At 58.6% G+C, this 20,354-nt stretch carries 16 protein-coding genes; 2 read left to right on the top strand and 14 right to left on the bottom strand.

Annotation, left to right across the window (positions count from 1 at the left end; all coding sequences use genetic code 11):
- Positions 1-330 precede the first annotated feature (330 nt).
- The 9 genes from sucD to sdhC form a co-directional block, all read right to left on the bottom strand.
- Complete coding sequence (gene sucD, locus KSS96_RS09470; RefSeq protein ID WP_003172813.1) at positions 331-1,212, bottom strand: succinate--CoA ligase subunit alpha; 882 nt, start codon at positions 1,210-1,212, stop codon at positions 331-333.
- Complete coding sequence (sucC, locus tag KSS96_RS09465; protein ID WP_003233235.1) at positions 1,212-2,378, bottom strand: ADP-forming succinate--CoA ligase subunit beta; 1,167 nt, start codon at positions 2,376-2,378, stop codon at positions 1,212-1,214. The genes sucD and sucC overlap by 1 nt, the downstream gene beginning before the upstream one ends.
- Before the next feature lie 204 nt (positions 2,379-2,582).
- Positions 2,583-4,019 (bottom strand): dihydrolipoyl dehydrogenase, encoded by a 1,437-nt coding sequence (gene lpdA, locus KSS96_RS09460; protein WP_017529310.1) that lies wholly within the window; start codon positions 4,017-4,019, stop codon positions 2,583-2,585.
- A gap of 98 nt (positions 4,020-4,117) precedes the next feature.
- Positions 4,118-5,338 carry a 2-oxoglutarate dehydrogenase complex dihydrolipoyllysine-residue succinyltransferase gene (gene odhB / locus KSS96_RS09455; protein ID WP_065877986.1) on the bottom strand — a complete coding sequence of 407 codons (1,221 nt, stop codon included), beginning with the start codon at positions 5,336-5,338 and terminating at the stop codon, positions 4,118-4,120.
- Positions 5,339-5,382: 44 nt separating this feature from the next.
- A complete protein-coding gene (locus KSS96_RS09450; RefSeq protein ID WP_065877984.1) occupies positions 5,383-8,214 on the bottom strand; it encodes a 2-oxoglutarate dehydrogenase E1 component in 2,832 nt (943 codons plus the stop codon).
- 261 nt (positions 8,215-8,475) lie between these two features.
- Entirely contained in the window at positions 8,476-9,180 is a 705-nt protein-coding gene (locus tag KSS96_RS09445) for a succinate dehydrogenase iron-sulfur subunit (RefSeq protein WP_003172807.1), read from the bottom strand.
- An 11-nt stretch (positions 9,181-9,191) separates the two neighbouring features.
- The gene (gene sdhA, locus KSS96_RS09440; protein WP_017529313.1) at positions 9,192-10,964 is read right to left on the bottom strand and encodes a succinate dehydrogenase flavoprotein subunit; all 1,773 of its coding nucleotides are present in this window, start codon (positions 10,962-10,964) and stop codon (positions 9,192-9,194) included.
- Positions 10,965-10,967: 3 nt separating this feature from the next.
- Positions 10,968-11,336 carry a succinate dehydrogenase, hydrophobic membrane anchor protein gene (gene sdhD / locus KSS96_RS09435; protein WP_003172805.1) on the bottom strand — a complete coding sequence of 123 codons (369 nt, stop codon included), beginning with the start codon at positions 11,334-11,336 and terminating at the stop codon, positions 10,968-10,970.
- The gene (sdhC, locus tag KSS96_RS09430; RefSeq protein WP_003172804.1) at positions 11,330-11,704 is read right to left on the bottom strand and encodes a succinate dehydrogenase, cytochrome b556 subunit; all 375 of its coding nucleotides are present in this window, start codon (positions 11,702-11,704) and stop codon (positions 11,330-11,332) included. The genes sdhD and sdhC overlap by 7 nt, the downstream gene beginning before the upstream one ends.
- A gap of 365 nt (positions 11,705-12,069) precedes the next feature.
- Here sdhC and gltA point away from each other — a divergent pair, with 365 nt between their 5' ends.
- Positions 12,070-13,359: a citrate synthase gene (gltA, locus tag KSS96_RS09425; RefSeq protein WP_014717728.1), complete on the top strand. Its 1,290-nt coding sequence runs from the start codon at positions 12,070-12,072 to the stop codon at positions 13,357-13,359.
- Between the two features lie 170 nt (positions 13,360-13,529).
- Here the strand turns inward: gltA and KSS96_RS09420 are convergent, their stop codons facing one another.
- The 4 genes from KSS96_RS09420 to KSS96_RS09405 all read right to left on the bottom strand — a co-directional run bounded on the left by KSS96_RS09420 (position 13,530) and on the right by KSS96_RS09405 (position 17,850).
- The gene (locus KSS96_RS09420; protein ID WP_017529314.1) at positions 13,530-15,188 is read right to left on the bottom strand and encodes a cation acetate symporter; all 1,659 of its coding nucleotides are present in this window, start codon (positions 15,186-15,188) and stop codon (positions 13,530-13,532) included.
- Positions 15,185-15,496 (bottom strand): DUF485 domain-containing protein, encoded by a 312-nt coding sequence (locus tag KSS96_RS09415; protein ID WP_016972153.1) that lies wholly within the window; start codon positions 15,494-15,496, stop codon positions 15,185-15,187. Before KSS96_RS09415 ends, KSS96_RS09420 begins: the two co-directional genes overlap by 4 nt.
- 256 nt (positions 15,497-15,752) lie before the next feature.
- Entirely contained in the window at positions 15,753-16,685 is a 933-nt protein-coding gene (locus KSS96_RS09410; RefSeq protein WP_068931592.1) for an IS110 family transposase, read from the bottom strand.
- Positions 16,686-16,998: 313 nt separating this feature from the next.
- Complete coding sequence (locus tag KSS96_RS09405; protein WP_017529315.1) at positions 16,999-17,850, bottom strand: glycine betaine ABC transporter substrate-binding protein; 852 nt, start codon at positions 17,848-17,850, stop codon at positions 16,999-17,001.
- Positions 17,851-18,183: 333 nt separating this feature from the next.
- Here KSS96_RS09405 and KSS96_RS09400 point away from each other — a divergent pair, with 333 nt between their 5' ends.
- Positions 18,184-19,737, top strand: a complete 1,554-nt coding sequence (locus KSS96_RS09400; protein ID WP_065877983.1) for a glycoside hydrolase family 17 protein — start codon at positions 18,184-18,186, stop codon at positions 19,735-19,737.
- A gap of 94 nt (positions 19,738-19,831) precedes the next feature.
- Here KSS96_RS09400 and KSS96_RS09395 read toward each other — a convergent pair whose 3' ends face one another.
- The gene (locus KSS96_RS09395) at positions 19,832-20,200 is read right to left on the bottom strand and encodes a hypothetical protein (RefSeq protein WP_017529317.1); all 369 of its coding nucleotides are present in this window, start codon (positions 20,198-20,200) and stop codon (positions 19,832-19,834) included.
- Between the last annotated feature and the right edge of the window lie 154 nt (positions 20,201-20,354).

Raw genomic sequence — 20,354 nt, 5'->3', positions numbered from 1 at the left:
CGACCGGTCTGGCGCGCAGCGGCCTTTTGGGATGCGGGCGCATAAAGAGGGGGCTAGGGTACAGAATTGAGCTGACAAACGCACTGTTGCGGGGCGCACTGTCCGATAAGCGACAGCTCGATGTCGCGTTTTCGTACTTAATTCGGCAATACGATCCAATGCGGGAGGGGGCTTGCTCCCGATAGCGGTGGTTCAGTCACATCATCAGTGGCTGGCTCACCGCTATCGGGAGCAAGCCCCCACATTGGATTGAGTACATTTCAACCCAAAACGCACAAAGGCCACCCGAAGGTGGCCTTTGTGTGGTGAAGCGTCAGTTAAGCGCGAGGCTTACTTGACAGCCCAACCGGTCAGCTCGGCCAGGGCCTTGCCGATGTCTGCCAGCGAACGCACGGTTTTTACACCTGCGTCTTGCAGTGCAGCGAATTTCTCGTCTGCAGTGCCTTTGCCGCCGGAGATGATTGCGCCAGCATGGCCCATGCGCTTGCCCGCAGGGGCAGTCACACCAGCGATGTAGGAAACAACCGGCTTGGTCACGTGAGCCTTGATGTAGGCTGCCGCTTCTTCTTCAGCCGAACCGCCGATTTCACCGATCATGACGATCGCTTCGGTCTTCGGGTCTTCCTGGAACAGCTTCAGGATGTCGATGAAGTTGGAGCCTGGGATCGGGTCACCGCCGATGCCGACGCAAGTCGACTGACCGAAACCGGCGTCAGTGGTCTGCTTCACAGCTTCGTAGGTCAGGGTGCCGGAGCGCGAAACGATACCGACTTTGCCTGGCAAGTGGATGTGACCTGGCATGATGCCGATCTTGCATTCGCCTGGAGTGATCACGCCTGGGCAGTTAGGGCCGATCAGGACTACGCCCAGCTCGTCGCACTTAACTTTAGCGTCCAGCATGTCCAGGGTAGGAATGCCTTCGGTGATGCAGACGATCAGCTTGATGCCGCCGAATGCCGCTTCCAGGATGGAGTCCTTGCAGAAAGGAGCTGGAACGTAGATCACGCTGGCGGTGGCGCCAGTGGCAGCTACAGCGTCTTTCACGGTGTTGAACACTGGCAGGCCCAGGTGCTCGGTGCCGCCTTTGCCCGGAGTTACGCCGCCAACCATCTTGGTGCCGTATTCGATGGCTTGCTGGGTGTGGAAACTACCTTGCGAACCGGTAATACCCTGGCAGATAACTTTGGTGTCTTTATTGATCAGGACGCTCATTATTTGCCCTCCGCAGCTTTGACAACTTGTTGAGCAGCGTCGGTCAGGCTGGTAGCCGCGATGATGTTCAAACCGCTTTCTGCCAGTACTTTAGCGCCCAGTTCAGCGTTGTTGCCTTCAAGGCGAACAACAACCGGGATTTTAACGCCGACTTCTTTCACTGCACCGATGATGCCTTCGGCAATCATGTCGCAACGAACGATGCCGCCGAAGATGTTGACCAATACTGCAGCGACGTTGGAGTCGGACAGGATGATCTTGAACGCTTCGGTAACGCGTTCCTTGGTAGCACCACCGCCCACGTCGAGGAAGTTGGCTGGTTTGCCGCCATGCAGGTTGACGATGTCCATGGTACCCATGGCCAGGCCGGCACCGTTGACCATGCAACCGATGTTGCCTTCCAGGGCTACGTAGTTCAGTTCGAACTTGGCAGCGTGCGCTTCGCGCGGATCGTCTTGCGACGGATCGTGGAAAGTCTTCAGCTTAGGCTGACGGTACATGGCGTTGGCGTCGATGTTGATCTTGGCGTCCAGGCAGTGCAGATCGCCGTCAGCCTTGATCACCAGCGGGTTCACTTCCAGCAGGGCCAGATCGTGATCCTGGAACAGTTTGGCCAGACCTACGAAGATCTTGGCGAACTGGGCGACTTGCTTGCCTTCCAGGCCCAGCTGGAAAGCCAGCTCGCGACCTTGGAATGGCTGAGCGCCAACCAGTGGATCGATAGTGGCTTTCAGAATTTTTTCTGGGGTTTCGTGAGCGATCTTCTCGATGTCCACGCCACCTTCGGTGGAAGCCATGAACACGATGCGACGGCTCGAACGGTCAACGACAGCGCCCAGGTACAGCTCTTTAGCGATATCAGTACACGATTCAACCAGGATCTTGGTGACTGGCTGGCCATTGGCATCAGTCTGGTAAGTCACCAGACGCTTGCCCAGCCACTGCTGTGCGAAGGCCTTGGCGTCTTCTTTGCTGCGAACCAGCTTAACGCCGCCCGCTTTACCGCGACCACCTGCGTGGACCTGGGCTTTGACAACCCACTCGGTGCCACCGATTTTGTCGCAAGCTTCTGCTGCTGCTTCCGGGGTGTCTACTGCGTAGCCCTTGGAAACTGGCAGGCCGTATTCAGCGAACAGCTGCTTACCCTGATACTCGTGAAGATTCATGCTTTTTACCGTCTTCGTTAGGTACTGCGCATTCGGCGCTGCGCTCATTATGAGTGCCGCGCCACCTGTGACTGCTGCTTGCGCAACTTGCGGGGCTTATGGCCCGTAAAGCTGCGCAAGGCTGCGTCCAGCGGATATTCCGCGGTGAGTCTTGCGCGCAAGGCTCACGACGGGCAACTCCGCCGTGGTTTCTTATTATCTCGCTTAGCGCTTCTTGCGGTTGGCGATGTGGATGGCGCCGCCATTCACTGCCAACGCAGCTTCGTGCAACGCTTCGGACAGGGTCGGATGGGAGAAGACCATCATGCCCAGGTCCTCGGCACTGGTGCCGAATTCCATACCGATTGCGCCTTGCTGAACCAGTTCTGCAGCGCTCGGGCCAATCACGTGGACGCCCAATACGCGGTCAGTCTTGGCATCAGCGATGACTTTGACAAAACCACCGGTGTCGTTGGCTGCCATGGCACGGCCAGAAGCGGCAAACGGGAAGGTGCCGACGTTAACTTCAACGCCTTCAGCTTTCAACTGCTGTTCGTTCTTGCCGACCCATGCAATTTCCGGGTGGGTATAGATGACCGATGGGATCAGGTCGTAGTTCATCTGGGTTTTGTGGCCCTTGATGCGCTCGACAACCATGATGCCTTCTTCGGACGCCTTGTGCGCCAGCATCATGCCGCGAACCACGTCGCCAATGGCGTACACGCCAGGCACGGTGGTTGCGCAGTGATCGTCAACGTGGATGAAGCCACGCTCGTCGATGTTCACGCCGCTGTCAGCCGCCAGCAGGTCGGTGGTCACTGGACGGCGACCAACGGCTACGATCAGCTTGTCGAACGTGATGGTTTGTTCGCCATCCTTGTCGGTGTAGGTCACGACCACTTCTTCGCCGTTGACCTTCGAACCGGTCACGCGAGCGCCCAGCTTGATGTCCAGACCTTGTTTGGTCAGGGTTTTCAGCGCTTCTTTGGACACTGCGGTGTCGGCAGCCAGCAGGAACGTGTCCAGGGCTTCCAGCACGGTCACTTCGGACCCCAGGCGGGACCAGACCGAACCCAGCTCTAGGCCGATCACGCCGGCGCCGATTACGCCCAGACGCTTAGGCACAGCCTGGAATTCCAGGGCGCCGGTCGAATCGACGATCACGTTCTGGTCAACCGGGGCCGGTGGAATGTCGATTGGACGCGAACCTGGCGCCAGGATCACGTTTTCGGCTTCGATGACTTCTACCGAACCGTCTGGCTTGGTGATTTCAACTTTCTTGCCGGCCAGCAGTTTGCCGTGGCCTTGCAGGGACGTTACGCCGTTGGCCTTGAACAGGGTTGCAACGCCGGAAGTCAGGCCTTTGACGATGTTGGCTTTACGGCCGACCATCGCTGGCACGTCCATGGTCACGCCAGCGTGGTTGATGCCGTGGATGGCAAAACCGTCTTGCGCTTCGTGGAATTTCCAGGAGCTGTCCAGCAGCGCCTTGGAAGGAATGCAACCAACGTTCAGGCAAGTACCGCCCAATGCCAGTTTGCCTTCCTTGTCGGTGTATTTTTCGATGCAAGCAGTCGAGAGGCCCAGTTGTGCGGCCTTGATGGCGGCAACATAGCCGCCAGGGCCTGCACCAATCACTACAACGTCAAATTTCTGCGACATGAAAATAGTTCCTCTATTTAGCAGCAAGCTTTCAAGCCGCAAGCTCCGGGCAAGGCCGCCTCATGGGCGACCCGCCACGGAGCCTGCAGCTGCTTCTATCAGATATCCAGCAGCAGACGAGCCGGGTCTTCCAGCAGGTTCTTGATGGTCACCAGGAAAGTCACGGCTTCTTTACCATCGATCAGGCGGTGATCGTAAGACAGTGCCAGGTACATCATTGGGCGGATCACGACTTGGCCATTGATGGCCATCGGACGCTGGATGATGTTGTGCATGCCCAGGATCGCGGCTTGTGGCGGGTTGACGATCGGCGTCGACATCATCGAACCGAAGGTACCACCGTTGGTGATGGTGAAGGTACCACCGGTCATCTCATCGATGGTCAGCTTGCCGTCACGGGCTTTCTTGCCGAAGCCGGCGATGCCGCCTTCGATTTCGGCCAGGCTCATCAGCTCGGCGTTACGCAGAACCGGAACCACCAGGCCACGGTCGCTGGATACGGCAACGCCGATATCCGCGTAGCCATGGTAAACGATGTCGGTGCCATCGATGGAAGCGTTGACGGCCGGGTAGCGTTTCAGCGCTTCGGTAGCCGCTTTCACGAAGAACGACATGAAGCCCAGGCGCACGCCGTTGTGGGACTTCTCGAACAGGTCCTTGTACTTCGAACGCAGCGCCATGACTTCGGTCATGTCGACTTCGTTGAACGTGGTCAGCATCGCCATGTTCGATTGTGCTTCAACCAGGCGCTTGGCCACGGTGGCACGTACGCGGGTCATCGGCACGCGCTTCTCGGTGCGATCGCCAGCGGCGAACACAGGCGCGGCGGCAGCCGGTGCGGCAGCCTTGGCAGGTGCGGCGGCTGGCGCGTTTTTCTTGGCTTCAACAGCGGCAACCACGTCTTCCTTGGTCACGCGGCCGTCTTTGCCGGTGCCTTTGATGGACGCCAGGTTGATGCCGTTTTCTTCAGCCAGCTGACGAGCAGCCGGTGCGGCGATTGGATCTTCACCGCCAGCGGCCGGAGCGGCAGCCGGTGCCGAGGCAGCCGGGGCTGCAGCGGCGGCAGGTGCTGCTGCGGCGCTGCCCTCTTCGATCGAACCCAGTACCTGGTTCGACAGAACGGTAGCGCCTTCTTCGGCAACGATTGCGCCCAGCACGCCGTCAGCTTCGGCCAACACTTCCAGAACGACTTTATCGGTCTCGATGTCGACGATCAGGTCGTCACGCTTGACGGCCTCACCTGGTTTCTTGTGCCAAGTGGCAACGGTGCCATCGGCAACCGATTCCGGGAATGACGGGGCTTTGATTTCGATAGCCATTATCTGTGGGTCCTTAAAATTCGGTTTCAGTCAGCGCGAAGGCGTTAAACAGTGAAAGCATCTTGCAGCAGTTTTTCCTGCTGCTCGGCGTGCATCGACGCATAGCCACACGCAGGCGCAGCAGAAGCATCACGACCGGCATACTCCAGGCCCAGGGCCTTGTTGTGATTGCCGATGCTGCGACGCAAGTGATGCTGGCTGCTGTACCAGGCGCCCTGGTTCATCGGTTCTTCCTGACACCAGACCACGTTCGTGAGGTTGGTATAAGGCGCGATGATCTCCATGAGGTCATCTTCCGGGAACGGGTAAAGCTGCTCGATACGCACAATGGCGATGTCTTCGCGGCCTTCGGCACGGCGTTTTTCCAGCAAATCGTAGTAGACCTTGCCGCTGCACAGGATCAAGCGAGTGACTTTGGCGGCGTCCAGCGTGTCGATTTCCGGAATAACGGTCTGGAACGAACCTTCGGCCAGATCTTCCAGGGTCGAGATGGCCAATTTGTGACGCAACAGCGACTTGGGCGTCAGCACGACCAGCGGCTTGCGCAGCGGGCGGATCACCTGGCGACGCAGCAAGTGGTAGATCTGGGCCGGGGTCGTCGGCACGCACACCTGGATATTGTGCTCGGCGCACAGTTGCAGGTAACGCTCCAGACGGGCCGAGGAGTGCTCAGGCCCCTGACCTTCATAACCGTGCGGCAGCAGCATGGTCAGACCGCACAGGCGGCCCCACTTGTGCTCGCCGCTGGTGATGAACTGGTCGATAACCACCTGGGCACCGTTGGCGAAGTCGCCGAACTGGGCTTCCCAGATCACCAGCGCGTTAGGCGTGGTGGTGGAGTAACCGTATTCGAACGCCAGCACGGCTTCTTCGGACAGGAACGAATCGTACAGGTCGAAACGTGGCTGGCCTTCGTACAGGTTCTGCAACGGGATGTAGGTGCCCGCGTCTTTCTGGTTGTGCAGCACCGCATGACGGTGCGAGAACGTACCGCGGCCGATGTCCTGACCGGTCATGCGGATCGGGTGACCTTCGAACGCCAGGGTCGCGTACGCCATGGTTTCGGCGTAGCCCCAGTTGATCGGCAGGCCACCGGCTTGCATCTTCTGACGGTCTTCGTAGATCTTCGCAACCTGGCGCTGCACCACGAAGCCTTCTGGGATTTCCAGCAGCTTGGCGGACAGTTCCTGCAGGGTCTTGAGGTCGAACGAGGTGTCGTGACGCGCGGTCCAGGTGTGACCCAGGTACGGACGCCAGTCCACGAACAACTCTTTGTTCGGCTCTTTGACCAGGCTTTTTACTACATGCAGGCCGTTATCCAGGGCGTTGCGGTATTCATCGATCTTCGCCTGAACACGCGCCTCATCCATCACACCGGCCTTGGTCAGGCTTTCGGCGTACAGCTCACGGGTGGTGCGCTGCTTGGTGATCTGCTGGTACATCAACGGCTGGGTGCCGCTCGGTTCGTCGGCTTCGTTGTGACCGCGACGGCGGTAGCACACGAGGTCGATCACCACGTCACGCTTGAACTGCATGCGGTAGTCGACAGCCAGTTGGGTCACGAACAGCACGGCTTCCGGATCATCACCATTCACATGGAGGATCGGCGCCTGGATCATCTTGGCAACGTCGGTGGCGTACTCGGTGGAGCGCGCATCCAGCGGGTTGCTGATGGTGAAGCCAACCTGGTTGTTGATGACGATGTGAACAGTACCGCCGGTCTTGAAACCGCGGGTCTGCGACATCTGGAACGTTTCCAGAACCACGCCTTGACCGGCGAACGCCGCGTCGCCGTGGATGGAAATCGGCAGAACCTTTTCACCGGTGGTGTCGTTGCGACGGTCCTGACGAGCACGGACCGAACCCTCGACCACCGGAGAAACGATTTCCAGGTGGGATGGGTTGAAGGCCATGGCCAGGTGAACTTCACCGCCGGTGGTCATCACGTTGGACGAGAAGCCCTGGTGGTATTTAACGTCACCGGAACCCAACTCGACCTTCTTCTTGCCTTCGAACTCGTCGAACAGCTCGCGCGGGTTCTTGCCGAAGGTGTTGACCAACACGTTCAAACGACCACGGTGAGCCATGCCGATCACGATTTCCTTGGTACCGTAGGAACCGGAACGCTGGATCAGCTCGTCGAGCATCGGGATCAGGCTTTCGCCGCCTTCCAGACCAAAACGCTTGGTACCCGGGTATTTGGTACCCAGGTATTTTTCCAGGCCTTCGGCTGCGGTGACGCGCTCAAGCAGGTGGCTGCGCACGTCGGCGGACAGCACCGGACGGCCACGCACGCCTTCCAGACGATGCTGGAACCAGTGGCGTTGCTCGGAATCGGTGATGTGCGTGAATTCAGCGCCAATGGTGCGGCAATATGTCTGCTGCAACGCTTCGTGAATTTCGCGTAGGCTCGCTTCCTCTTTGCCGATGAACAGGTCGCCGGCACGGAAGGTCGTATCAAGATCGGCATTGGTCAAGCCGTAATGATTGATCGACAGGTCAGCCGGTGCAGGACGCTGCCAGAGCCCCAGCGGGTCAAGCTGGGCCGCCTGGTGGCCGCGCATGCGGTAGGCCTGGATCAGTCGCAGTACTTCAACTTGCTTCTTCTCATGCTCACTGCTCACGCTGCCGGCGGAAACCGGTTGGGCGCGGCGCTGGTTCTTTGCCAGCAGCACAAATTGATCGCGAATTGTTGCGTGCGATACATCGGTGGCAGCGTTGCCGTCTGAAGACAACGTCTGAAATTTGGTGCGCCATTCTTCTGGCACAGCGTTAGGGTCGTGCAGGTAGAGCTCATAAAGCTCTTCCACATAGGCAGCGTTACCACCTGAAAGATAGCCGCTGTTCCACATGCGCTGCATCACGCTTTCTTGCATGCTTGGTCACCCTCGATTTGGGGACACCACCGGCGAAAACACCGAGTTTGCTTGCAAAAGGCCAAGTGCAGCGACCAAAACAAGCCACTTAGGATCACGCTGATAGTTCGGGTACCAACCCGAATGCCCCTGCTTGTCTCATTTCTTCAAAATAAGAGCTGCGGCTTTGTAAGTCGCTGCTCAAGTTAAAACTACGGCGCCGGTTGAAGCCTGCGCCGCAGCATTTACGGGCACAACGGTCCTGCTCTATTGCAACGTCAGTTACACGCCGCTTTGCAGCAACATGTTACGGATGTGACCAATGGCCTTAGTCGGGTTCAGGCCTTTAGGACATACGTTGACGCAGTTCATGATCCCGCGGCAGCGGAATACGCTGAACGGGTCATCCAGCGAAGCCAGACGCTCGGACGTCTTGGTGTCACGGCTGTCTGCCAGGAAGCGGTACGCTTGCAGCAGTGCAGCTGGGCCCAGGAACTTGTCCGGGTTCCACCAGAAGGACGGGCACGAAGTCGAGCAGCAGGCGCACAGGATGCACTCGTACAGACCGTCGAGCTTTTCACGTTCTTCAGGGGACTGCAGACGTTCGATGGCCGGAGCCGGCGTATCGTTCTGCAGGAACGGCTTAACTTTCTCGTATTGCTTGTAGAAGATGCTCATATCGACGACCAGGTCACGGATAACCGGCAAACCTGGCAGAGGACGAACGATCAGCTTGTTGCCTTTGACCACGGCCGACAGCGGCGTGATGCACGCCAGGCCGTTTTTGCCGTTGATGTTCATGCCGTCGGAACCGCACACACCTTCACGGCAAGAGCGACGATAGGAGAAACCTTCGTCCTGCTCTTTGATCAGTGCCAATACATCCAGCACCATCAGGTCTTTACCACCGGTATCGACCTGGAATTCCTGCATGAACGGCGCGGCGTCCTGATCAGGGTTGTAGCGATAAACACTGACTTTCAACATGGCAGCCACCCTTAGTAAGTCCGAATCTTCGGTTCAAACGTCGGCACCGTCTTCGGCGAGAAGTTCACGGCACGCTTGGTTACGCGCTTGTCACCCGGGAAATACAGGGTGTGGCACAACCAGTTTTCGTCGTCGCGATCTTCAAAGTCTTCACGAGCGTGAGCACCACGAGATTCTTTACGAACCTCGGCGGCGATCGCAGTCGCTTCAGCCACTTCCAGCAGGTTTTGCAGTTCAAGGGCTTCGATACGAGCAGTGTTGAACGCCTGGCTCTTATCGTTGATCTTGACGTTGGCGATGCGCTTGCGCAGGTCAGCCAACTGGGCGATACCCTTCTGCATGTATTCGCCGGTACGGAACACACCGAAGTAGTTCTGCATGCAGCTTTGCAGTTCACGACGCAGGGTCGCCACGTCTTCACCATCGGTACGCTCGTTCAGAGCGTTCAGGCGCGCGAGGGCGGTCTCGATGTTGGCGTCGGTGGCGTCATCGTATTCGATGCCGTCGGTCAGGGCTTTTTCCAAGTGCAGGCCGGCAGCGCGACCGAATACCACCAGGTCGAGCAGCGAGTTGCCGCCCAGGCGGTTGGCACCGTGAACCGATACGCACGCCACTTCGCCTACGGCGAACAGGCCATGAATGATCTCGTCCACGCCTTCGGCGTTCTGGGTGATCGCCTGGCCATGAATGTTGGTCGGCACGCCGCCCATCATGTAGTGGCAGGTTGGAACAACCGGAACCGGAGCAACCACTGGGTCAACGTGGGCAAAGGTCTTGGACAGCTCGCAGATACCTGGCAGGCGGCTGTGCAGTACTTCTTCACCCAGGTGATCGAGTTTCAGCAGTACGTGATCGCCGTTAGGGCCACAGCCGTTGCCGGCGATGATTTCTTTAACCATCGAACGGGCAACCACGTCACGACCGGCAAGGTCCTTGGCGTTCGGAGCATAACGCTCCATGAAACGCTCGCCGTGCTTGTTGATCAGGTAGCCACCTTCGCCACGGCAACCTTCGGTTACCAGTACACCGGCGCCGGCGATGCCGGTTGGGTGGAACTGCCACATTTCGATGTCTTGTACCGGCACGCCTGCACGCAGAGCCATGCCGACGCCGTCACCGGTGTTGATCAGGGCGTTGGTGGTCGAGGCGTAGATACGGCCTGCACCGCCGGTCGCCAGCACGGTAGCCTTGGCGCGGATGTAGGTGGTTTCACCGGTTTCGATGCAGATGGCGATCACGCCAACAAATGCGCCGTCGGCGTTCTTTACCAGGTCGACCGCGTAGTACTCGTTCAGGAACGTAGTACCGGCTTTCAGGTTGCCTTGATAAAGGGTGTGCAACAGCGCGTGACCGGTACGGTCGGAAGCTGCGCAGGTACGGGCAGCCTGGCCGCCTTTACCGTAATCCTTCGACTGGCCGCCGAATGGACGCTGGTAGATACGACCTTGCTCGGTACGGGAGAACGGCAGACCCATGTGGTCCAGCTCGAACACCGCGGCAGGGCCTTCCTGACACATGTATTCGATAGCGTCCTGGTCACCGATGTAGTCGGAGCCCTTGACGGTGTCGTACATGTGCCAGCGCCAGTCATCGTTCGGGTCGGCGGAGGCGATGGCGCAAGTGATGCCACCCTGGGCCGAAACGGTGTGGGACCGCGTCGGGAACACCTTGGTGATCACGGCAGTCTTGTGACCACCCTGGGCCAGCTGCAGCGCTGCGCGCATGCCGGCACCGCCGCCACCAATAATGATGGCGTCGAAGGAAATAGTAGGAATGTTAGCCATGAATCAGATACCCCAAAGAATCTGCACACCCCAGACGAAGTAAGCGAACATCGCGACGCCGCATACAGCCTGGAAGAGGAAACGGACTGCGGTCGCAGACTTGCCCAGCGCCATCGGCGTGAGGTAGTCGGTCGCGATGGTCCACATGCCGACCCAGGCGTGAGCGCCCAGGGCTACAAGGGCCAGCAGACTGAAGATTCGCATCGCATTGTGGGAAAACAGGCCGTGCCATTGCTCATAGCCGATGCCCGGATTTGCGACGAGGTATCCGATCAGGAAAATGAAATAAGCCGCGAGAACGACCGCAGACACACGCTGTGCCATCCAGTCATAGAGGCCCGAACGCGACAGATTCGTTACGCTGGTTACCATATCCAAACTCCTGCCAGAACGATCAGCACCACGGAAATGGCGATGATGATTTTCGAGCCCAGGCGGCCGCCTTCCAGCGTCTCACCGATGCCCATATCCATGATCAAGTGGCGCACACCGGCTACCAGGTGATACAGCAGAGCGGACAGGAGGCCCCATGCTACGAACTTGGCCAGCGGGCTGGTCAAGCATGCCTTCACCTCGGCGTAACCTTCCTCGGAACCCAGGGATTTGCTCAATGCATAAAGCATGATGCCCAAGCCCAGGAACAGGATGATGCCGGAAACACGGTGCAGGAACGACGTAACGCCGGTGATGGGGAGTTTGATGGTCCTTAGGTCTAGGTTTACAGGTCGTTGGCTATTCACGGCTTTTTTTCACACTGAAGAGCCCCTAACAATCAGGGCAAAGTTGTTGGGGAGTGCGACTGGTCAGGTAAGCACCACCCAGGGAGTGCGACCCCCAATGAAAGCAAGCCCAAAAGCCCTTGGCGGTCGGTGGCCGAGTATAGACAGTTAGGTTACTAATGACAACGCGCGCACCTCACCCTAATAGCGGATTGCGCTGGCGGGATAAAAGGCGTAAATGGCAGTTAATTTCGACGAAAAAGTACGGTTAAAGCCTTCTGGAGCAAGACTTTAGGCAAATTGACATCTGAATTTATCTCACTATAGTGGTGCGGGCCCTGCGTGGGGGGTCTGTCTGATGATTTGAAGCATAAATAGGAGGCCACATGGCTGACAAAAAAGCGCAGTTGATCATCGAGGGCGCAGCCCCCGTCGAGCTGCCCATTTTAACCGGCACCGTTGGTCCCGATGTAATCGACGTACGGGGCCTGACGGCCACGGGCCGTTTCACTTTCGACCCAGGCTTCATGTCGACCGCCTCTTGCGAGTCGAAGATCACCTATATCGACGGCGACAATGGCATTCTGCTGCACCGGGGCTACCCGATCGAGCAACTGGCTGAAAAGTCGGACTACCTGGAAACCTGCTACCTGCTGCTAAATGGCGAATTGCCAACAGCCGAGCAAAAAGCCCAGTTCGTCAGCACCGTGAAGAACCACACCATGGTTCACGAGCAGTTGAAGACCTTCTTCAACGGCTTCCGTCGCGACGCCCACCCGATGGCCGTCATGTGCGGCGTGGTCGGCGCCCTGTCGGCCTTCTATCACGACTCCCTCGACATCAATAACCCGCAGCATCGCGAAATCTCCGCGATCCGCCTGGTTGCCAAGATGCCGACCCTGGCCGCAATGGTTTACAAGTACTCCATGGGTCAACCCATGATGTACCCGCGCAACGACCTGACGTACGCGGAAAACTTCCTGCACATGATGTTCAACACCCCGTGCGAGATCAAACCGATCAGCCCGGTACTCGCCAAGGCCATGGACCGGATCTTCATCCTCCATGCCGACCACGAGCAGAACGCCTCGACGTCCACCGTGCGCCTGGCGGGCTCTTCGGGTGCCAACCCGTTCGCCTGCATCGCCGCCGGCATCGCCGCGCTGTGGGGCCCTGCCCACGGCGGCGCGAACGAAGCCGTATTGACCATGCTCGATGAAATCGGCGATGTCTCCAACATCGACACCTTCATCGCCAAGGCCAAGGACAAGAACGATCCGTTCAAGTTGATGGGCTTCGGTCACCGGGTCTACAAGAACCGCGACCCGCGCGCCACCGTGATGAAGCAGACCTGCGACGAAGTGTTGAAGGAACTGGGCATCAAGAACGATCCGCAACTCGAACTGGCCATGCGCCTGGAAGAGATCGCCTTGACCGACCCGTACTTCATCGAGCGCTCGCTGTACCCGAACGTCGATTTCTACTCGGGGATCATCCTCAAGGCGATCGGCATTCCAACCAGCATGTTCACCGTGATCTTCGCCCTGGCGCGGACCGTGGGCTGGATCTCCCACTGGAAAGAAATGCTCTCCAGCCCGTACAAGATTGGCCGCCCGCGCCAGCTGTACACCGGCTACGAGTCGCGCGACATTACCAAGCTGGAAGATCGCAAGTAAGCAATCAGCTTAAGTTGTACTGAAAACGGCCTCCCTTAGTGGAGGCCGTTCTTATTTGTGTCTCCTGATCTACCGCTATCGGGAGCAAGCCATAGCCCAGACACCCCAGAACCCCAGATAAAAAAATACCCCGGCCTTGCGACCGGGGCACTTCTTATCCAGCGACAACCTTAGTGGTTAACCGCCCCACTCGCCCCCAGGCCAGTCTGCGAACGCACAAACTGCGGGAAGTACAGTGCACGCTCTTTCTCTGCCGCCGCCGACTTGTCGGTGATGGAGAAGAACCAGATACCCACGAACGCGATGATCATCGAGAACAGCGCCGGGTATTCGTACGGGAAGATCGCTTTTTCATGGTGCAGGATCGACACCCAGATGGTCGGACCCAGCACCATCAGGCCCACGGCACTGATCAGGCCCAGCCAGCCGCCGATCATCGCGCCACGGGTGGTGAGGTTTTTCCAGTACATGGAAAGCAGCAACACCGGGAAGTTACAGCTGGCGGCAATCGAGAACGCCAGGCCCACCATGAATGCGATGTTCTGGCTTTCGAACAGGATACCCAGACCGATGGCCAGCACGCCCAAGGCCACGGTGGTGATCTTCGACACACGAATCTCGTCCTTATCGTTGGCCTTGCCCTTCTTGATCACACTGGCATACAGGTCATGGGACACCGCCGAAGCACCGGCCAGGGTCAAACCGGCAACCACCGCCAGGATGGTGGCGAAGGCCACGGCCGAGATGAAGCCCAGGAAGATACTGCCGCCCACTGCGTTGGCCAGGTGCACCGCCGCCATGTTGTTACCGCCCAACAGTGCGCCGGCAGCATCCTTGAACGCCGGGTTGGTGCTCACCAGCAGGATCGCGCCAAAGCCGATGATAAAGGTCAGGATATAGAAGTAGCCGATGAAACCGGTGGCGTACAGCACGCTCTTACGCGCTTCCTTGGCGTCGCTTACAGTGAAGAAGCGCATCAGGATGTGCGGCAGGCCGGCGGTACCGAACATCAGTGCCAGGCCCAGGGAGAATGCCGAGATCGGGTCTTTCACCAGGCCGCCAGGGCTCATGATCGCTTCACCTTTAGGGTGAACCTTGATCGCCTCGGAAAACAGCATGTTGAAGTCGAAGTTGACGTGCTTCATCACCATCAGCGCCATGAACGAAGCACCGGACAGCAGCAACACTGCCTTGATGATCTGCACCCACGTGGTGGCCAGCATGCCGCCGAACAGCACGTACATGCACATCAGGATGCCGACCAGGATCACCGCTACATGGTAGTCCAGGCCGAACAGCAGTTGGATCAGCTTGCCCGCGCCGACCATCTGCGCGATCAGGTAGAACGCCACCACCACCAGCGAACCACAGGCCGACAGGCTGCGGATCTGGGTTTGCCCGAGGCGGTAGGACGCCACGTCGGCAAAGGTGTATTTACCCAGGTTACGCAAGCGCTCGGCGATCAGGAACAGAATGATCGGCCAGCCCACCAGGAAGCCGATCGAGTAGATCAAGCCGTCATAGCCAGAGGTATACACCAGCGCGGAAATCCCCAGGAAGGATGCCGCCGACATGTAGTCACCGGCAATCGCCAGGCCGTTCTGGAAACCGGTGATCTTGCCGCCGGCCGCATAGTAGTCGGCCGCCGACTTGTTACGCTTGGAAGCCCAGTAAGTGATGCACAGGGTGGCACCGACGAATGCGATGAACATCACGATGGCCGAGATGTTCAGCGGCTGCTTGTGCACTTCACCGGTCAATGCGTCCGCCGCCCAAACGGCAGGAGCAAAAAGCGAAGCGCCGAATACTGCCAGTAGACGACGGATCATTGCGCAGCCTCCTTGAGAATCGCATTGTTCAGGTCGTCAAACTCGCCATTGGCCCGACGCACGTAAATGCCGGTCAAAATGAAAGCGGACACAATCAGCCCGACGCCCAGGGGAATGCCCCAGGTAATCGACGAACCAGGGCTGAGCTTGGCCCCCAGTACTTGTGGCCCGTAAGCGATCAACAGGATGAAAGCGGAGTAAAGCCCTAGCATGATCGCCGAGAGAATCCAGGCGAACCTTTCCCTTTTTCTCACCAGCTCCTTGAAACGCGGGCTGTTTTGAATCGAGAGGTAAATGCTGTCGTTCATTGTTTTTATCCTCGCAGCACAGCTTTTTTATTATTGGAACATGGCCACTGTATGCGGCTGCCGAACAGGTTCCAGACGACCTTAGTAGTAGATCGAGTGTAGCGAGGGATTGGGAGGGCGCAGAAACATTTGCGGGAGGGTGAAACCAATGTGGGAGCAACTGTCTTGATGACCCTAACTTTGGCATCGCTTTTTAAGACAGCCAAGCTCCCACAGCTTCAAGCCGTGTGACCTTCAACCACACATCGCTGCCGATTCAGGCAGCGTGTTCTTTCCATTCGGCTCTATAACGCAGCATCGCGTTCAGCCTGACTAACAAAACACGCATGCATGCAATTAGCGCAACTTTTGCGCGTTTGCCTTTGTCGCGCAGTGCTTTATAGCGGGCCTGGAATTCAGGCTGTTCCCGGATGACAACCCAGCAGGCCATGTAGAGCGAGCGACGCACGGAAAACCTTCCGCCGCTAATGTGACGCGCACCTTGGTGTTTCCCACTGTCGTTGTTATACGGAGCGAGGCCCGCTAGCGCCGTGATCGGACGCCTGCCAATCTCGCCCAGCTCCGGCAGATATGCCATTAGGCTAGCCGCCGTAATGAGCCCGATGCCCTTAACTGAGCACAGGCGTTCGACCTTTTCGCGGTCTAGCCTGTTGGCGGTTTCGCGAATCAGCTGCTCTATCGCGTTCACAGCCTTGCTCAAGTAGTCGATATGGCTCTGCAACGCCGGTTTTACTACGTCGCAGGAGGCTGTTTTCAGGCGCCTTCTGTCATCGTCCCTCTGCTGAACAAAGTTCTCTCGCTGCTGGACTAACGCGCGCAACTCGTCATGTTCCGGGCTGGTGATTCGGCTGCTTGGTGAGTCGAGAACCGCTGCGAACTGCGCAAGAGACTTTGCGTCTATCGGGTCGGTTTTAGCGTGTTGCCCCATCGCCCTGGAAAAACTCTTGGCCCGACGGGGATTGACGCAGATGACATTAAGGCCCGCAGCCTGAAGCGCCTTCATGACTTTGCGCTCATAACCGCCAGTAGCCTCCAACACCACGCGTCCGACCTGGTGAAGCAATAGCCACCCAATCAACCCAGGGAAATCTTCTTCGGCGTTAGCGCAATTTACCCCAACGTCAACCTGATGAACTCGAGCTTCAAGGCTGTCCTTGGAAACATCAATGCCTGCTGGATAGGAAAACATAGCCAAACCCTCTTACACTAAAAGTGAGAGCGCTCTGGCTTGGCCCACGCTTGTAACTGTTCGAGGTGGGCTCGTTCAACTGTTCGGGCTCATGTCCAGAGCGGAGAAGTGAGTGGCAGCATGGGCTCCCACACGTGCTTTAAGCACTTCGGGCATTCAGCTTGCCACTCACCCTCTCACTCTCAGCTTAATCCCGTATCAAGACACAAGGGGGCTTGCTCCCGACTGCGGCATGTCAGTCAATATTGCTTAACTGGCACACCGCAATCGGCAGCAAACCCCCTCCCACAAGGGATTGCATCAAGGTAGTGAATTACTTAGCGGTCCACTCGGCCACACGCTCAGGGTGCTTGGCGACCCAATCCTTGGCCGCTGCTTCAGGCTTGGCGCCCTCCTGGATGGCGAGCATGACTTCACCGATTTCATCCTTGGAGGCCCACTGGAATTTTTTCAGGAAGGCCGCGACTTCCGGCGCTTTCTTCTCCAGGCCCTTGCTGCCGATGCTGTTGACGGTCTCAGCAGCACCATAAATCCCTTTTGGGTCGTCCAGGAAACGCAGTTTCCACTTGGCGAACATCCAGTGTGGCACCCAACCGGTGACGGCAATGGATTCCTGCTTATCTTCGGCACGCGTCAGTTCAGCGATCATCGCCGCACCCGAACTGGCTTGCAGTTTGTAATCGAGACCGTACTGCTTGATGGCTTCGTCGGTCTTGAGCATTACGCCTGAACCGGCGTCGATACCGACGATCTTGTTCTTGAAGGTGGTGTCGGTCTTGAGGTCTTCGATGGACTTGGCCTTGACGTACTCCGGCACGATCAAGCCGATCTTGGCATCTTTGAAGTTGGGGCCGTAGTCGACCACCTTGTCCTTGTTCTTGGTCCAGTACTCACCGTGGGTCACCGGCAGCCAGGCGGAGAGCATGGCGTCGAGTTTGCCGGTGGCAACGCCCTGCCACATGATCCCGGTGGCGACCGCTTGCAGTTTCACGTCATAACCGAGCTTTTGTTTGATCACTTCTGCCGCCACGTGGGTGGTGGCAACGCTGTCCGACCAGCCATCCACGTAGCCGATGCTCAGGGTTTTGCTGTCGGCACTGGCCAGTGTGGAGCTCATCGCAACTACCAGAGTGGCAGCCGCGCCCAAGAGTCGTCGCATCTTCATCGTACTTCCCCGAAAGTGCTGCGCCCGACGGATGCCGAGCGACGTCAACCTGTTGTTATGTGGTGCACCACGCCCCCTTCACGCGCATCGATCCGGTGGCTGCGGTATCAGTGGAGTGCTGACAGCCTGATCATCAACCTGCCGGGTTCATCGACCTGCTCTGTCAGCGACCTCAGGTAAGCAAGAAACGACATCACATCGCCAGCAGGACGATTATGAGGACATGGCGTCAAAATCCCGCCCGAAGTTTGCATGTCAAAAACATGCTGCTGCCACTGGCGAGGGCCAAATCCGGGTAAGATGCGCGCCTTTGCTCCCCCAGATAAGCCGACCATGCCCGCGACTGCCCGCTTCCCTGCCCTGCCCTATTGCTTCGCTCTGATCCTTGGCCTGCTGGCCATTGCCGGCTACTGGTACGGCCTCGGCCGGCCGGTGGCGCTGCCGGACGTGGCCAGTGCCAGCCACAAGCTGCAATGTGCGTCCTACACGCCGTTCGACAAGGACCAATCGCCGTTCGACCAGCCTTTCACACTGCGCCCTGCACGCATGGACGCCGACCTGGCGCTGCTGGCCACGCGCTTCGAATGCATCCGCACGTACTCCATGACCGGGCTGGAAGCCTTGCCTGGCCTGGCGCGCAAACATGGGTTGAAGCTGATGATCGGCGCCTGGGTCAGCAGCGACCCGGTGGCGACCGAAAAGGAAGTCGATCAGTTGATTGCCTCGGCCAACGCCAACCCCGATGTCGTGACTTCGGTGATCGTCGGCAATGAAGCCTTGCTGCGCAAAGAGGTCACCGCCACGCAACTGGTGCGACTGATCCAAAAAGTCAAAGGCCAAATCAAGCAACCGGTGACCTATGCGGATGTCTGGGAGTTCTGGCTGCAACACCCGGAAATCGCCCCGGCGGTGGATTTCCTCACCATCCACCTGTTGCCGTACTGGGAAGATGACCCGTCCGGCATCGACCAGGCCCTTAAGCATGTGGGCGAAGTGCGCCAGACCTTCGGCAACAAATTCGCGCCCAAGGATGTGCTGATCGGCGAAACCGGCTGGCCCAGCGAAGGTCGCCAGCGCGAAACGGCGGTGCCGAGCCGGGTCAATGAAGCCAAATTCATGCGCGGCTTCGTGGCCATGGCCGAAGCCAATGGCTGGCGCTACAACCTGATCGAAGCCTTCGACCAGCCGTGGAAGCGTGCCAGTGAAGGGGCCGTGGGCGGGTATTGGGGCCTGTTCGACGCCGACCGCCAGGACAAGGGTATCCTCGCCGGGCCGGTGACCAATGTGCCTTATTGGCCGCTATGGCTGGGCGTGGGCGGCGCCATCCTGTTGGCTACGTTGGCACTCGGTGGTCGCGTGCGCAGCGCGCGCAACGCACTCGCGCTGCCGCTGCTCGGCGCCGTTGCTGCGTGTTCCATCGGCACCTTTGCTGAACTCACCCGTATCACGGCCCGTTTTAATGATGAGTGGGTATGGGCAGGCTTGCTGGTGCTGTTGAACCTGCTGGTGCTGGCTCACGCCGCCTTGGCCTTGGGCGCCCGCGAAGGATGGCGCCAGCGTGCCTTCAACTGGCTGGAGCATCGTGCGGGCTGGCTGGTCGCGATCGCAGGGTTCGCAGGCGCGGTGATGATGCTGGCGCTGGTGTTCGACCCGCGCTACCGCAGCTTCCCGAGTGCGGCACTGGTGCTACCGGCGTTGATTTACCTGGTGCGCCCGGTGACCGGGCCGCGTCGGGAGATTGCGTTGCTGACCTTCATTATCGGGGCCGGCATTGCGCCGCAGCTGTATCGGGAAGGTCTGTTGAACCAACAGGCATGGGGTTGGGCGGCAGTCAGTCTGTTGATGGTTGCAGCCTTGTGGCGTTGCCTGCGGGTGCGCAAGGCTTAAGAGCGAAATCGGCAAGCCACCCTCTCACCTTTGGAGTGCGTGCTCAGGTGGGAGGGGCGGCACGACGATTCGCCTTGCCCCCCGATTGGCCTTATCAGGCGCCGCGAGGCTTCCTGACCAGCCGCAACCCCGCAATCACCACCGCAAACACGGCAAATGTGGTGTTGTACAACGCCAGCGCCGGCACCCCGAACACCAAGCCCAACACCGCCAACCCCCACCCCGCGCGCCCCGGCACAAAAAACGCGAGTACCGAGGTGATCAATGCCGCCCAGCCCAGCACCTGGAAGTGGATCATCAACCCCAGGTTCGAGCGCAACTGGCATTCCCAGCGACTGGCCTCATCCGCGCAAATGCCCACCCACCGGCCATCTTCCATAAAACCGTAGCGCGCGCCATAACTGGCGGCCAGCCAGAGCGGCAGGGCAATAAGCAGCAAAATCAGCGGCAAACGACGGGACATGAGGCACTCCGATAGGCAAAAACGGCGCTCAGCTTAATGCCCCGACGGCCGTTAGCAAGGTACATACACACAATTAGTGTTCACCCATGCGTGGCAAAGTGTATCGTCTGGCTACTATTACCCCGATTCTGACGTTTATTTCCGACTTTTCGTG

It is taken from the genome of Pseudomonas asgharzadehiana, from assembly GCF_019139815.1.
GTDB classification, from domain to species: Bacteria; Pseudomonadota; Gammaproteobacteria; order Pseudomonadales; family Pseudomonadaceae; genus Aquipseudomonas; species Aquipseudomonas asgharzadehiana.
Note: the sequence above shows the minus strand (reverse complement) of the source record. Positions and strands in the feature narration are given on the sequence as shown.

What these genes read in the sequence shown, in the direction of transcription:
- KSS96_RS09395 (WP_017529317.1), bottom strand. Translation starts at nt 20,200, where the DNA reads ATGTCCCGTCGTTTGCCGCTGATTTTGCTGCTTATTGCCCTGCCGCTC.
- KSS96_RS09400 (WP_065877983.1), top strand. Translation starts at nt 18,184, where the DNA reads ATGCCCGCGACTGCCCGCTTCCCTGCCCTGCCCTATTGCTTCGCTCTG.
- KSS96_RS09450 (WP_065877984.1), bottom strand. Translation starts at nt 8,214, where the DNA reads ATGCAAGAAAGCGTGATGCAGCGCATGTGGAACAGCGGCTATCTTTCA.
- KSS96_RS09405 (WP_017529315.1), bottom strand. Translation starts at nt 17,850, where the DNA reads ATGAAGATGCGACGACTCTTGGGCGCGGCTGCCACTCTGGTAGTTGCG.
- KSS96_RS09415 (WP_016972153.1), bottom strand. Translation starts at nt 15,496, where the DNA reads ATGAACGACAGCATTTACCTCTCGATTCAAAACAGCCCGCGTTTCAAG.
- sdhD (WP_003172805.1), bottom strand. Translation starts at nt 11,336, where the DNA reads ATGGTAACCAGCGTAACGAATCTGTCGCGTTCGGGCCTCTATGACTGG.
- sucC (WP_003233235.1), bottom strand. Translation starts at nt 2,378, where the DNA reads ATGAATCTTCACGAGTATCAGGGTAAGCAGCTGTTCGCTGAATACGGC.
- odhB (WP_065877986.1), bottom strand. Translation starts at nt 5,338, where the DNA reads ATGGCTATCGAAATCAAAGCCCCGTCATTCCCGGAATCGGTTGCCGAT.
- sucD (WP_003172813.1), bottom strand. Translation starts at nt 1,212, where the DNA reads ATGAGCGTCCTGATCAATAAAGACACCAAAGTTATCTGCCAGGGTATT.
- KSS96_RS09420 (WP_017529314.1), bottom strand. Translation starts at nt 15,188, where the DNA reads ATGATCCGTCGTCTACTGGCAGTATTCGGCGCTTCGCTTTTTGCTCCT.
- KSS96_RS09410 (WP_068931592.1), bottom strand. Translation starts at nt 16,685, where the DNA reads ATGTTTTCCTATCCAGCAGGCATTGATGTTTCCAAGGACAGCCTTGAA.
- sdhA (WP_017529313.1), bottom strand. Translation starts at nt 10,964, where the DNA reads ATGGCTAACATTCCTACTATTTCCTTCGACGCCATCATTATTGGTGGC.
- gltA (WP_014717728.1), top strand. Translation starts at nt 12,070, where the DNA reads ATGGCTGACAAAAAAGCGCAGTTGATCATCGAGGGCGCAGCCCCCGTC.
- lpdA (WP_017529310.1), bottom strand. Translation starts at nt 4,019, where the DNA reads ATGTCGCAGAAATTTGACGTTGTAGTGATTGGTGCAGGCCCTGGCGGC.
- KSS96_RS09445 (WP_003172807.1), bottom strand. Translation starts at nt 9,180, where the DNA reads ATGTTGAAAGTCAGTGTTTATCGCTACAACCCTGATCAGGACGCCGCG.